General features: G+C 65.0%; 14 protein-coding genes. 9 read left to right on the forward strand and 5 right to left on the reverse strand.

Annotated features, from left to right (window positions below):
• Positions 1–43: 43 nt before the first annotated feature.
• The 4 genes from FJW04_RS02180 to hrcA form a co-directional block, all read right to left on the reverse strand.
• Positions 44–661, reverse strand: coding sequence for a LysE family translocator (locus FJW04_RS02180; RefSeq protein ID WP_140712087.1), 618 nt, complete (start codon positions 659–661; stop codon positions 44–46).
• A gap of 117 nt (positions 662–778) precedes the next feature.
• Positions 779–2,143, reverse strand: a complete 1,365-nt coding sequence (locus FJW04_RS02185) for a sorbosone dehydrogenase family protein (protein WP_181172853.1) — start codon at positions 2,141–2,143, stop codon at positions 779–781.
• Positions 2,144–2,226: 83 nt separating this feature from the next.
• Positions 2,227–2,424 carry a hypothetical protein gene (locus FJW04_RS02190; RefSeq protein WP_015314792.1) on the reverse strand — a complete coding sequence of 66 codons (198 nt, stop codon included), beginning with the start codon at positions 2,422–2,424 and terminating at the stop codon, positions 2,227–2,229.
• Positions 2,425–2,527: 103 nt separating this feature from the next.
• Positions 2,528–3,610, reverse strand: a complete 1,083-nt coding sequence (gene hrcA, locus FJW04_RS02195) for a heat-inducible transcriptional repressor HrcA (protein WP_015314793.1) — start codon at positions 3,608–3,610, stop codon at positions 2,528–2,530.
• 155 nt (positions 3,611–3,765) lie between these two features.
• Between hrcA and rph the strand changes: the two genes are divergently transcribed.
• The 9 genes from rph (at position 3,766) to FJW04_RS02245 (ending at position 11,744) form a co-directional block, all read left to right on the forward strand.
• Positions 3,766–4,482 (forward strand): ribonuclease PH, encoded by a 717-nt coding sequence (rph, locus tag FJW04_RS02200; protein WP_015314794.1) that lies wholly within the window; start codon positions 3,766–3,768, stop codon positions 4,480–4,482.
• Between the two features lie 183 nt (positions 4,483–4,665).
• Positions 4,666–5,076: a VOC family protein gene (locus tag FJW04_RS02210; protein WP_140618142.1), complete on the forward strand. Its 411-nt coding sequence runs from the start codon at positions 4,666–4,668 to the stop codon at positions 5,074–5,076.
• A complete protein-coding gene (gene rdgB, locus FJW04_RS02215) occupies positions 5,076–5,753 on the forward strand; it encodes an RdgB/HAM1 family non-canonical purine NTP pyrophosphatase (RefSeq protein WP_015314796.1) in 678 nt (225 codons plus the stop codon). The genes FJW04_RS02210 and rdgB overlap by 1 nt, the downstream gene beginning before the upstream one ends.
• Entirely contained in the window at positions 5,750–6,928 is a 1,179-nt protein-coding gene (gene hemW / locus FJW04_RS02220; protein WP_140618144.1) for a radical SAM family heme chaperone HemW, read from the forward strand. The genes rdgB and hemW overlap by 4 nt, the downstream gene beginning before the upstream one ends.
• Positions 6,929–6,931: 3 nt before the next feature.
• Entirely contained in the window at positions 6,932–7,255 is a 324-nt protein-coding gene (locus FJW04_RS02225) for a low molecular weight protein tyrosine phosphatase family protein (RefSeq protein ID WP_140712091.1), read from the forward strand.
• Positions 7,256–7,352: 97 nt separating this feature from the next.
• Positions 7,353–8,324 carry a GlxA family transcriptional regulator gene (locus tag FJW04_RS02230; protein WP_140712093.1) on the forward strand — a complete coding sequence of 324 codons (972 nt, stop codon included), beginning with the start codon at positions 7,353–7,355 and terminating at the stop codon, positions 8,322–8,324.
• 149 nt (positions 8,325–8,473) lie between these two features.
• Complete coding sequence (locus FJW04_RS02235; protein WP_140712095.1) at positions 8,474–9,778, forward strand: Xaa-Pro peptidase family protein; 1,305 nt, start codon at positions 8,474–8,476, stop codon at positions 9,776–9,778.
• A 316-nt stretch (positions 9,779–10,094) separates the two neighbouring features.
• Entirely contained in the window at positions 10,095–10,775 is a 681-nt protein-coding gene (locus tag FJW04_RS02240; RefSeq protein ID WP_140712097.1) for an isochorismatase family protein, read from the forward strand.
• An 18-nt stretch (positions 10,776–10,793) separates the two neighbouring features.
• Positions 10,794–11,744, forward strand: coding sequence for an alpha/beta hydrolase (locus FJW04_RS02245; protein WP_140712099.1), 951 nt, complete (start codon positions 10,794–10,796; stop codon positions 11,742–11,744).
• A 19-nt stretch (positions 11,745–11,763) separates the two neighbouring features.
• On the opposite strand, the gene dnaQ is transcribed toward FJW04_RS02245, so the two are convergent.
• A complete protein-coding gene (gene dnaQ / locus FJW04_RS02250; RefSeq protein ID WP_015314803.1) occupies positions 11,764–12,492 on the reverse strand; it encodes a DNA polymerase III subunit epsilon in 729 nt (242 codons plus the stop codon).
• Positions 12,493–12,566: the final 74 nt, after the last annotated feature.

Consider the following 12,566-nt stretch of genomic DNA (forward strand, 5'->3'; position numbering starts at 1 on the left):
TTCCCGAAACAGCCGGGGCAGGGAATGGTTTGGCCGAAACGACCTACTGACGAGCGGCGATCGCCGCCGCCGCGCCAACCATGAAGGCGCCGGCGGTGCGGTTCAGCACCTTCAGCGCGCGCGGCGACTTCAGGAACCAGCGCGCCTTGGCCGCCAGCGCCAGGTAAGGCACCAGCACGACGAACAGGACGACGACCGTCAGCGCGACGAGAATGCCGTAATCGGCAAGCGCGATCGTCTTCAGGTCGACGATGGTCGGCGTGATGGCGAGGTAGAAGATCATCGTCTTGGGGTTGCCGAGCGTCACGGTGAGGCCGGCGACGAAGCTCGACAGCAAGCCGCCCTTTCCCTTCCTGGCTTCGACGGTTTCAGGTGTGATGCCGGCGGTCCAGAAGCGCCAGCCGAGGAAAGCCAGGTAGGCGACGCCGGCCCATTTGATGGCCAGGAAAACCATGCCGAACTCCTGCGCGACGAAGGCGAGGCCCAGCACCACGGCGGTCAGGTAGGTGAGATCGCCCAGCATGAGTCCGAAGGACATGGCCAGCGACGAGCGAAAGCCCGAGCCCAGCGCACGCGCGACCAACGCGGTGATGCCGGGGCCAGGAATGGCGGCGGCGATACCAAGAGCGGCGCTATAGGCCAGGAATCCGGTGAGGGTCATTGGCGTTGGCGTCCAAGGGCGGTCGCGCCCCTTGTCGCATGAGGCGGCCTCCAGGAGAACGCCCTGAGCGCGAAATTCGCTTGCACCAGACGGCATGGCCCGGTTCGCAAGGAAGGATCAGGAGCGGTCGCCGCTATAAGTCACGCGCCAGATCGTGCCGTTGCCATCCTCGGAGACGATCAAGGATCCGTCGCCGGCCGCCGCAACGCCGACCGGGCGGCCCCACACCTCGCCATTGGAAACGACGAAGCCGGTCATGAAATCCTCGTATTCGCCGGTTGGCTTGCCGTCCTTGAACAGAAGCCGGACCACCTTGTAGCCGGTCCTGTTGCCGCGGTTCCACGAACCGTGCAGGGCAACGAAGGCGTCGCCTCGATACGCCTGGGGAAAGCCGGTGTCGGCGGGCAAATCCTTGCCATCGTAGAAGGCGATGTTGAGCGGCGCCGAATGCGCCTGCATCAGCACGTCGGGACTGTCAGCCTTGCCGGCGAGATCGGACCGCTCGCCCCTGTGGCGCGGGTCCTCATTGTCGCCGATATAATACCAGGGCCAGCCATAGAAGGCGCCTTCCCTGACCGATGTCGCGTATTCGGCGGGCACATTGTCGCCGAGCCCGTCGCGCTCGTTGACGACACACCATAGCGCGCCGGTCGCCGGCTGGACGGTCATGCCCGAACAGTTGCGCAAGCCGGTGGCGACTGTGCGGCCGTTCTTGCCGTCGGGATCGAAGGCCCGGACCTCGGCCCGGCCCGCCTCGGAACCCCAACTGGCGCCGAGCGGCTTAGCCTTGACCCAGGCGTCGAGCCCGCCCCTGGGCCTCTTGCCCATGTCCTCGGCGACATTCGAGCCGGAGCCGACGGAAAGATAAAGTGTCTTGCCGTCGGGCGAGAAGGCGATGTCGCGGGTCCAGTGGTGGGTCGAAGGAATGTCGGCGACGATGGTTTGCGGCTCGCCCGAGGCCTTCAGGTCGCCATTGCCGTAGGCAAAACGCACGATGCTGTCGCTGTTGGCGACGTAGACCCATTGCGGGTCCTTGCCCGGGGGATAGAAGGCAATGCCATAGGGCCGGTTGAGACCGCCGGCAAAGATGCTTTTCTCCGCGGCTTTCGCGCTGCCCTTCGCCAGGCGATAGACCCGAACCTGATTGGCCTTGCTGTCGGCAACGAACAGGTTGCCGTTGGGTGCGATGCGCACGACGCGCGGATTGTCGATCCCCGAGGCGATCAACTCGGCCGAAAACCCCGGCGGCAAATGCGGCTTTGCGTCCGCCGGCATGTCGATCACGCCGGCGCTGTTGGAGGCGGATTTGGTGACATAGGGTTTCGGCAGGTCTTCCGGCTTGATCAGCCGGCGCACGCCGGGCCTGTCCGCCCGCCAGTCGCCGAAGGCGGCCGGGCCTTTGAGCACAGGCTGATCGGCTTGCTGGGCGAGCGCCGCGGTCGTGACAAACAGTGCGGACAGCGCCAGTCCGGCCAATCGCATCACTTCCTCCAATCCGTCATGAAGGAAAGCAACGATCGGTTTGCCCGTGGGTTCCGTTCGCACGATGCGCAAAACTTCTCGGATCAGGTCCCGGCAGCGTAAAAATCGTCGTCCAGGCGTTTTTCCAATTCAACGAGATCGGCCGGCAATGGCAGGCCCATGGCGCGCATCTCGCGCAGTTTTTCGCGCAGCTGTTCCTGAATTTCGTGCTGGTCCTCCGGCTGGTTGACCATCTCCTCGAGCAGCAGACTGATCTGGGCCTTGAACGATTCCAGCGCCATTCTTTTTCTCCTTTGCAGCCTGTCTGGATTTACGGTCCCGCCAGGAAAGTCGTTCGCGGTCGAATTCCGGCATGGAAACCAAAGCAATAATTCCTCGGACTCCTTACCTCAGCATGCGGGAAATCAGCTGTGCCGTATAATCCACCATCGGCACGATGCGGGCATAGTTCAGCCTTGTCGGGCCGATGACGCCGAGCGCGCCGACGACGCGGGCGTCCTTGTCGCGATAGGGCGCCACCACCAGCGACGAGCCCGACAGCGAGAACAGCTTGTTTTCCGAGCCGATGAAGATGCGCACGCCAGATCCCTGCTCGGCGAGGTCGAGCAATTGGATCAGCCCGTCCTGCGTCTCCATGTCCTCGAACAGGTGGCGCAAGAGTTCGATGTCGGCCTGGGCGGTGACGTTTTCCAGCAGATTGGCGCGGCCGCGCACGATGAGCCGGGCAGGCAGGCCGCTTTCGGCGCCCGCCCACACCGCAAGCCCCTTCTCGACGAGGTCCTGCGACAGCGTGTCGAGGGCGGCTCTCGTCTCTTCCTTGATGCGGGCGATCTCGGTGCGCGCCTCGGCCAGCGTGCGGCCACGAATATGCGCGTTGAGGAAATTCGAGGCCTCGTGCAGTTGCGAGACGGTGATGCCGGCGGGCAACTCGACGACACGGTTTTCGACATCGCCATTCTGCGACACCAGCACCGCAAGCGCCTTGGTCGGCTCCAGCTGGATGAATTCGATGTGCTTCAGCGCCACCTCGTTCTTGGCCGCGAGCACCAGGCCGGCGCCGCGTGACATGCCTGACAGCATCTGGCTGGCCTCGGTCAGCATATGCTCCAGCGTCGCGCCGGAGCCGGAGGCCCGCACCTGCGCCTCGATGGTACGACGCTCCTCGTCGGAGAGGTCGCCAAGCTCCATGAAGGCATCGACGAAGAAACGCAGGCCAGCCTGGGTTGGCAGGCGCCCGGCCGAGATGTGCGGCGCGTAGATCAGCCCGAGATGCTCGAGGTCGCTCATCACGTTGCGGATGGTGGCGGGCGACAGCGAGGACGGCAGGATGCGCGACAGGCTGCGCGAGCCCACGGGTTCGCCGTCCCGCAGATAGGAATCGACGATGCGCCGGAAGATGTCGCGCGAGCGCATGTCGAGCGACTGAAGAGCCAGCGACTGCGAGGCGGGATCGACTGCCTTGGTCATTCGGCTAAAAACCTCCGGTTCAAGGATATAGACTTCGGTGGGCCGCGCGCAACCCGGTGTCTGTGTCGGATCGCTCGGCCATTTTCCTTTGCGCCATGGGCTTGGTGGGGCTACAAGCCGGCCACGATTCAAAAAATGACAAGAAAGCAGGCCGAATGCGCCCCTCCAAACGCCAATTCGACGAAATGCGCGCCATATCCTTCGAGCGCGGCGTCTCCAAGCATGCCGAAGGCTCGTGCCTGGTGAAGTTCGGCGACACGCATGTCCTGTGCACCGCCAGCCTTGAGGAAAAGGTGCCTGGCTGGATGCGCAATTCCGGCAAGGGCTGGGTGACGGCCGAATATGGCATGCTGCCGCGCTCGACCGGCGAGCGCATGCGCCGCGAGGCCTCCGCCGGCAAGCAGGGCGGCCGCACGCTGGAAATCCAGCGGCTGATCGGCCGTTCGCTACGCGCCGTGGTCGACCTGCAGGCGCTGGGCGAACAGCAGATCACCGTCGACTGCGACGTCATCCAGGCCGATGGCGGCACCCGCACCGCTTCGATCACCGGCGGCTGGGTGGCGCTGTATGACTGCCTGCGCTGGATGGAAGCGCGGCAGATGGCCAGTGTTTCGAAAGTGCTGAAGGATCATGTCGCGGCGATTTCCTGCGGCATCCATGACGGCCAGCCGGTCATCGATCTCGACTATATCGAGGATTCCTCGGCCGGCACCGACGCCAATTTCGTCATGACCGGCAAGGGCGGCATCGTCGAGATCCAGGGCACCGCCGAGGGCGAGCCCTTCTCCGAAGAGCAGTTCGCGGCCTTGATGGGCCTGGCCAAGAAGGGCATTTCCCGGTTGGTCAGCCTGCAGCAGATGGCTGTGGCTTAGTTTATTCATGCGGAGCCTGGGCACCCCCCTCTGCCCTGCCGGGCATCTCCCCCGCAAGGGGGGAGATCGGATGTTGTCGAGAGCTTCGCCAATAATCAGCATAGAATACCATGAGCTGGCGCTCACGCTGCCGATCTCCCCCCTTGCGGGGGAGATGGCCGGCAGGCCAGAGGGGGGTGCCTCGTGACTCCCTCTGCCATTCTTGAATCCGCCCTCTATGTCACCGACCTCGCTGAAGCAGAGGTCTTCTACACCGATATCCTCGGCCTCACCCTGCTTGGCAAGGTAGAAGGCCGCCACCTTTTCTTCCGCTGTGGCCCGGGCGTGCTGCTGATCTTCAACGCCGAGGCGACCAAGATTCCGCCGGCGTCCGATGCGCGGCTGAAGGTGCCGCCGCACGGCACGGTCGGCGAAGGCCATCTGTGCTTTGCCGCAAACGCCGCTGAAATCGACGGCTGGAAAGCCCATCTCTTGGCGAAGAAAATCGCCGTCGAAAGCGAATTCGAATGGCCGCAAGGCGGCCGTTCGATCTATATACGCGACCCTTCGGGCAATTCGATCGAGTTCGCCGAGCCGAGAATCTGGGGCCTTTGATGCATTCGCCAAACCTCCATACGCTTGATGGCAAGAAGATCGTCGTCGCCAGCCACAATGAAGGCAAGCTGCGCGAATTCGCCGAGCTGATGGGACCGTTCGGCTTCGAGGCGAAATCAGCCAAGGCGTATGGCCTGCCCGAACCGGACGAAACCGGCACCACCTTCGAGGAAAACGCCTACATCAAGGCCTTTGCCGCCGCAAAGGCGACCGGCCTGCCGGCACTGTCGGACGATTCCGGCCTCTGCGTCGACGCGCTCGACGGCGCGCCCGGCGTCTATACCGCGAACTGGGCCGAGACTCCGGACGGTTCGCGCGATTTCGCCATGGCCATGCAGCGCACCGAAGTGGCGATGCAGGAAGTCGGCGCGGCCACGCCCGAACGGCGCACGGGCCGCTTTGTCGCCGTCATCTGCCTCGCCTTTCCCGACGGCGAGGCCGAATATTATCGCGGCGAGGCCGAGGGCACGCTGGTCTGGCCGCCGCGCGGCGAGCTCGGCTTCGGCTACGATCCGGTGTTTTTGCCCAATGGCTTCGACAAGACCTTCGGCGAGATGAGCGCGGAGGAAAAGCACGGCTGGAAACCCGGCCAGGCGACGGCGCTGTCGCACCGCGCCCGCGCCTTCCAGAAATTCGCCCAAGCCCGGCTTGGTTCGGTGAGGCCTGGCTCGGCATGATCGGACCCGGCACCACCATGGCGCTCGACCGCGGTCCCGGCTTCGGCGTCTACGTGCATTGGCCGTTCTGCGCCGCCAAGTGCCCGTATTGCGACTTCAACAGCCATGTCCGCCACCAGCCGGTCGACCAGGAGCGCTTCGCCGCCGCCTTCGAGGCCGAGTTGGCAACGATGCGCCAGCGCACCGGGCCACGCGAAGTGACCAGCATCTTTCTCGGCGGCGGCACGCCGTCGCTGATGAAGCCGGAAACCGTGGCCAGGGTTCTGGACGCCGTGGCCAGGAATTGGACAGTGCCTGACGGCATCGAGGTGACGCTCGAGGCCAACCCGTCCTCGGTCGAGGCGGAGCGGTTTCGCGGTTACCGCGCCGCCGGTGTCAACCGCGTCTCGCTCGGCGTGCAGGCGCTGAACGACAAGGATTTGCGCTTTCTCGGCCGGCTGCACAATGTAAGCGAAGCCTTGCACGCCATCGGGCTCGCGCGCGAAATCTTTCCGCGCCTGTCCTTCGACCTGATCTATGCGCGGCCCGGGCAGACGCCGGAGGATTGGCAGGCGGAACTCGAACAGGCGATCGGCCATGCCGCCGACCACCTGTCGCTCTACCAGCTGACCATCGAGGAAGGCACGCCCTTCCATGCGCTGCACGCGGCGAAGAAATTCGTCGTTCCCGACAACGACCACGCCGCCGATCTCTATGCACTGACGCAGGAAATCACGTCGGCGCACGGCCTGCCGGCCTACGAGATCTCCAACCACGCCAGGCCGGGGGCCGAAAGCCGGCACAATCTGACCTACTGGCGCTACGGCGAATATGTCGGCGTCGGCCCCGGCGCGCATGGCCGCTTCGTCGAGAACGGCCATCGTGTGGTGACCATCGCCGAACGGATGCCGGAAACCTGGGCCAATCTGGTCGAGGCCAAGGGCCATGGCATCACCGGCGGCGAGCTGCTGACGCGCTCCGAAGAGGCGGACGAGTTTCTTTTGATGGGGCTGAGGCTCGCCGAAGGCATCGACCTCTCGCGCTACGAGGCCTTTTCCGGGCGCGAGCTGTCGAGCGCTCGGCTGTCGGTGCTGCAGGGCGAGGGGCTGGTGGCGCCGATCGGCAACGCCCGCCTGCGTGCCACGCCGGCCGGAATGATCGTGCTCGACGCCGTGGTCGCGGACTTGGCGCGCTAAACCTTGAAAAACGTCCTCTTCGTCTGCAGCCAGAACCGCTTGCGCAGCCCGACCGCCGAACAGGTGTTTTCCACGCGGCGCGACATCGAAGTCGCGTCGGCTGGCACCAATCATGACGCCAACACACCGCTGACCCACGAACTCGTCGGCTGGGCGGACATCATCTTTGTCATGGAGAAAACCCACCGGACGAAACTGCGGAAGCAGTTCAAGGCCAGCCTGAAGGCGGCCAAGGTGATCTGCCTCGATATCCCCGACGATTATGAATTCATGGATCCGGAGCTGATCGCGCTTCTGAAGGCGCGCGTGTCCCGGTATCTGGACTGAGCGCTTGCGTTCGCCCCTTCGCCTTCGGCCGAACACCGTTGACCCCGAAGCCTATCTGCCCGAATTGTAGCCCCCGATCCTCCCGGCTCCGGACGTCATGGCCACGCGCGAACCACCCAAACCCACGGACGCCCCGCTCACCTTCGCGGTGCTGGTGTTCCCCGGCTTTCCGATGATGGCGTTCAGTTCCGTCATCGAGCCACTGCGCGCCGCCAACATACTGGCGAAGCGGGAATGCTACCGCTGGATCATCGTCGGGGCGACCCAAGATCCGGTCGAGGCCTCGAACGGCGTCGTCATCCAGCCAGGCTTTTACGCCGAGGCAGCGCCCAAGGTCGACCGCATCGTGGTCTGCTCGGGCGGCGATGCCGACCATCTCGTCGCCGAGGACGCCGCGAGCTGGATCCGCCGCAGCCTGCGCGCCGGCGCGCATATCGGGGCGGTGGCGGACGCGGCGTTCTTCCTGGCACGCGCGGGCCTGCTCGACGGCCATGCCTGCACCTTGCACTGGACCAGCCAGGCCGCCTTCACCGAGGCGTTCCCCAACATCGAGCTGCGCCGCGATCTCTACGTGATCGACCGCAAGCGTTTTACCTCGGCCGGCGGCGTCGGCAGCCTCGACATGATGCTGGAGATCGTCACCCGCGACTACGGCGCCGAGCTTGCCGCGGGCGTCGCCGAGTGGTTCGTGCACAGCCAATTGCGCTCGAGCGTCGACCGCAAGCTGATGCCGCTCAGGCTGCGCACCGGCGTGCAGAACGAGCTGGTGCTGTCGGCCATCGCCATCATGGAAGACGCGGTGGAGGAGCGGCTCGGCATGGCCGAGCTGACGGCGAAGCTCGGGGTTTCCTCCGACAAGCTCGAACGCTCGTTCCGCTCCGAACTCGCCATCTCGCCCAACGGCTATTATCGACGGCTCAGGCTGAAACGCGCCGCCGACCTGCTGGCGCATTCGACGCTTGCCGTGCGCGACGTGGCGCTGGCCTGCGGCTTTGCCTCGATGTCGAGCTTTGCCCGCGCTTTTCGCGAGGAGCATGGCCATGCGCCGAAGCTGGCGAGAAGGCGTTAGCGCGAGCGTTGACGCGGGAGGCGTTGGCGGGACAGCGCCCCCCTCTGTCGTGCAGCGGTATCCCGCACAACCCACGCGGTTTTCCGCACAATTGCCCCGATCCTCCTGCGCCATGCTCTGGCCCTACACCCAGCCAAAGGCCAGACACCATGAGCATCGTCGTTTTCGACCCCGACAGCACCGAGGACGTCGACTTCAAGGACCGCATGCGCCACCCGGCGGCGGCCGATCCGGCCGGCGGCATGTGGCTGTCCGACACCGAGCCGTCCTTCATCGATGCCGACGCCCTGCGCAAAGGCCGGCTCAACAAACTGCGCGGCTGGATGCGCGAGGCCGGCTATGGCGGCGTCGTTTTGTTCGACCCCTACAACCAGCGCTACGCCACCGGCTCGCGCAACATGTTCGGCTATTTCCTGCGCAATTCGACCCGCTACTTCTTCATCCCGGCCGAAGGGCCGATCGTGCTGTTCGAATACCCGCAGAGCTACCATGTCTCCATGGTGCTCGACACGATCGATGAAGCGCGTCCTTCCAAGCTTGTCTGGTCTTCCGTGTCGGGCCGCGACGACGAGACCGCCGGGCCCTTCGCCGACGAGATCGCCGAGTTGCTGAGAAAGCACGGCGGCGGCTCGATGAAGCTCGGGCTCGACCGCTGCAGCCATCTGCAGGCCCTGGCGCTTGAAAAGCGCGGCTGCGAGGTTCGCGATTGCCAGGGCGAAATTCTCGCCGTGCGCGCGGTGAAGACGCCCGAGGAAGTCAAATGCCTGCAGGTGTCGATGGCCGGCGCCGAGGCCGCCGTCTATGCGGTGCGCGAGGCGATCAAGCCCGGCGTTTCCGAAAACGATCTGTTCGCCATCATGTATGGCGAGGTCATCCGCCAGGGCGGCGAGTTCATCGAGACGCGGCTCTTGACCTCAGGCCAGCGCACCAATCCGTGGTTCAACGAAGCCAGCGGCCGCAAGATCAGGCCCGGCGAACTCTTGGCGCTCGATACCGACACGATCGGCTGTTACGGCTATTATTCGGATTTTTCGCGCACCTTCCGCTGTGGGCCGGGCAGACCGACGCCTTATCAGAAATCGCTCTACCGCATGGCGCATGATCAGGTTCAGCACAATATTTCGATCGTGAAGCCCGGCATGGCATTCCGCGAGATCGCCGAGAAGGCGTGGAAAATTCCGGACCGCTTCGTCGACCAGCGCTACACCTCGGTCATGCACGGCGTCGGCATGCATGGCGAGACACCATTCATCGCGCATGCCATGGATTACGAGACCTATGGCCGCGACGGCCATATCGTGCCAGGCATGGTGGTGAGCGTGGAAAGCTATATTGGCGAGAAGGGCGGCCGCGAAGGCGTCAAGCTGGAGGACGAAATCCTGATCACCGAGACCGGCACCGAGCTTCTGTCGCGCTTTCCCTATGAGGATGAGTTTCTGGAGAAAGAGGTTTGATGCCTTCTGCCCACCTCGCTGACGTGACCTTCGCGGCCGACGGGGCCTCCTATCGCTTCGTCATCCTAGGGCGAAGCAAGGAGCGCAGCGACGCGGAGACCCTAGGATCCATGCCGCGACACAGAAGCGCAGCAATGGTCCGAATTCTGCTCCGTTGCACCAGTCGATCAACGTCACGGCATGGATCCTCGGGTCTCCGCGACGGAGCTTCGCTCCTGCTCCGCCCGTGGATGACGAAGGTGGGGAGGCGCCGGCCAATCGCCAGGGCCTGCGCCAGCGCGCGGAAAGGAACCGTGTTGGCCCGGACCCTATCCGCATGAAAGCCCCCATCTCTATCAAGCGCGGCACGGTGGCCGCTGTGTTCATCGATCTGCAGGAAGAGCACCGGCGGGACAAGCGCTACCTTGTCGAGGGCTATGAAAAGATCCTCGCCAACGTCCAGCGCCTGCAGGCGGCGGCGCGTCAAAACCATGTGCCGCTTCATCACTGGGCCTATATCGTCGATCTCGACAGCCAGGACCGGCCCTTTCATCCGGTCGGCGAAGACGGCAAGTCGGCCTTTTCCGACAAGAGCGACCCGCTGACCGAGATCTGCTACGAGGTGGCGCCGGCGAATGGCGAGGCGCTGCTGATCAAGGCCGAGGCCAGCGCCTTCCGCTCCGGTCCGGCCGGCGATCGGCTCAAGGCTTCCGGCATCGAATGGCTCGTCATGGCTGGCGTGTGGACCGAGGCCTGCATCGACGCGTCGGTCAGGGATGCCGTGGCAAGGGGCTTTCGCGTGCTTTTGGTCAAGGATGCCTGCGGCAGCGGGAGCGCGGCCATGCACCAGACCGGCATCCTCAACCTTGCCAACCGGCTCTATGGCGGCGCGGTTGCCGACACCGACGGCGCCTGCCGGCTGCTGGCCGGCGAGCCGGTCACCGTCTGGCAGGTCGAAGGCTCGGTACCCCTGCGCTTCACTTTTGAAAACGCCGCGCGTCTCTATGCCGAGCTTTGACGTGCCGCTCGGATTGAAATGACCAGCCGCGGCAAATATGGACCATGGCTCGACCCGGCGCTCTGGGCCTATATCGACAGCGTCAACGCCTGGTACCCGCCGGAGATTGCCGGCCTGCCCATCGACAAGCAGCGCGCGGTCTATGCGAGGATGTGCCGGGCCTTCCACCAGGGCCGTCCGCCCGGGGTCAAGGCCACCGACAGCCTGGTCGCCGCTTCGAACCATGATATCCCGGTCCGCCGTTACCGGCTCGCCAGCGCCACACCGCGCGCGACAGTGCTCTATTTCCACGGTGGCGGTTTCATCCTCGGCGGGCTCGAAAGCCATGACGACATCTGCGCCGAAATCTGCGCCGGCACCGGCTTCGACATTGTGTCGGTCGATTACCGGCTGGCGCCCGAGCATCTTCATCCCGCCGCCTTCGACGATGCGCTGGCGGCTTTCGAATGGGCGGCGGCGACCAGCGAGCCGCCGCTCGTGCTCTGCGGTGAAAGTGCGGGCGGCAATCTGGCGGCGGCGGTGGCACAGGCCACGCGTCGCCATCCGCGCGCCGCGATCGGCCAGGTGCTGATCTATCCCGACCTCGGCGGCAACGAGGCGATCGGCTCCTACGTGGAACACGCCGATGCGCCGCTGCTGTCGACAAGCGACGCCGCCTTCTACCGCGACGTCCGCTCGGCCCGGAAGCAATCGCCCGGCGATCCGACCTTCTCGCCGCTGCGCGACCGCGACTTTTCCGGCCTGCCGCCGACGGTGATCATCACGGCCGAATGCGATCCGCTGTCGTCGGACGGCGAAGTCTATCGCGACCATATCCTGGAGGCCGGCGGCAAGGCCTGGTGGCACGAGGAGCCCCGCCTCGTGCACAGTTTCCTGCGCGCCCGCACGACCGTGCCGGCCGCTGCGGAGGCTTTTGCGCGCATCATTGCGGCCGCTGCCGCGCTGGGCCGGGGGGAATGGCCGTACTGAGGCCGCTCCTCGGATGGCTTTATGAGGACAGCGCCTGGGCTGCTTCCTGGGGGGAGGCTTTCAGCCACAGCGCCTTTTCGCCCAGCGTCGCGACCATGGCGGCGTGCGCGGCGCGCTCCGCTTCGGTCAGGCGGGGCAGCAGCGGCGCCGGACGCTCGGCAACGATGATCTCAATATGCCTGACATTGTTGCCGCCCTGGGCCGGCGCGGTGGCGCTGTCGAGGATCAATGCGGCCTGCTTGCCGCCGATCAGCTCGATATAGACTTCTGCCAACAATTCGGAATCGAGCAGGGCGCCGTGCTTGGTGCGCTTGGTGTTGTCGATGCCGTAGCGCCGGCACAGCGCGTCGAGCGAATTGGGTCCCATCGGGTGCTTGCGGCGCGCCAGGGCCAGCGTGTCGACGACAAGCCCGTTATCGACAGGCGGGTGGCCAAGCCGCCCGAATTCGACATTGAGGAAGCCGATATCGAAGGTGGCGTTGTGGGCGACCAGCTTGGCGCCTTCCGTGAATTTCAGCCATTCCTCGGCAATTTCGGCGAAGCTCGGCTTGCCCGCGAGATCGGCCGCGCTGATGCCGTGCACGGACTGCGCCTCGGCATGGATCGCGCGGCCTTGCGGGTTGATATAATGATGGAAGGTCCTGCCGGTCGGAAAGCGATTGACCAGCTCGACGCCGCCAAGCTCGATCACGCGGTCGTCGCGCGAATCGAGGCCGGTGGTTTCCGTATCGAAAATGATCTCACGCATCGAATCAGGTCGCTCCTGGGAGGAGAATCGCCAGACCGGAACAAAATGGCAATGGGCAATGCTGACGGCCTGCC

This window comes from Mesorhizobium sp. B2-7-3, from assembly GCF_006440715.1.
Classification (GTDB): Bacteria; Pseudomonadota; Alphaproteobacteria; order Rhizobiales; family Rhizobiaceae; genus Mesorhizobium; species Mesorhizobium australicum.

Excerpts from the sequence above, each read along its gene's own strand:
- hrcA (WP_015314793.1), bottom strand. The coding sequence starts at position 3,610 with ATGACCAAGGCAGTCGATCCCGCCTCGCAGTCGCTGGCTCTTCAGTCG.
- FJW04_RS02240 (WP_140712097.1), top strand. The coding sequence starts at position 10,095 with ATGAAAGCCCCCATCTCTATCAAGCGCGGCACGGTGGCCGCTGTGTTC.
- FJW04_RS02180 (WP_140712087.1), bottom strand. The coding sequence starts at position 661 with ATGACCCTCACCGGATTCCTGGCCTATAGCGCCGCTCTTGGTATCGCC.
- hemW (WP_140618144.1), top strand. The coding sequence starts at position 5,750 with ATGATCGGACCCGGCACCACCATGGCGCTCGACCGCGGTCCCGGCTTC.
- FJW04_RS02235 (WP_140712095.1), top strand. The coding sequence starts at position 8,474 with ATGAGCATCGTCGTTTTCGACCCCGACAGCACCGAGGACGTCGACTTC.
- FJW04_RS02190 (WP_015314792.1), bottom strand. The coding sequence starts at position 2,424 with ATGGCGCTGGAATCGTTCAAGGCCCAGATCAGTCTGCTGCTCGAGGAG.
- FJW04_RS02230 (WP_140712093.1), top strand. The coding sequence starts at position 7,353 with ATGGCCACGCGCGAACCACCCAAACCCACGGACGCCCCGCTCACCTTC.
- FJW04_RS02245 (WP_140712099.1), top strand. The coding sequence starts at position 10,794 with ATGACCAGCCGCGGCAAATATGGACCATGGCTCGACCCGGCGCTCTGG.
- rph (WP_015314794.1), top strand. The coding sequence starts at position 3,766 with ATGCGCCCCTCCAAACGCCAATTCGACGAAATGCGCGCCATATCCTTC.
- FJW04_RS02185 (WP_181172853.1), bottom strand. The coding sequence starts at position 2,143 with ATGCGATTGGCCGGACTGGCGCTGTCCGCACTGTTTGTCACGACCGCG.
- dnaQ (WP_015314803.1), bottom strand. The coding sequence starts at position 12,492 with ATGCGTGAGATCATTTTCGATACGGAAACCACCGGCCTCGATTCGCGC.
- rdgB (WP_015314796.1), top strand. The coding sequence starts at position 5,076 with ATGCATTCGCCAAACCTCCATACGCTTGATGGCAAGAAGATCGTCGTC.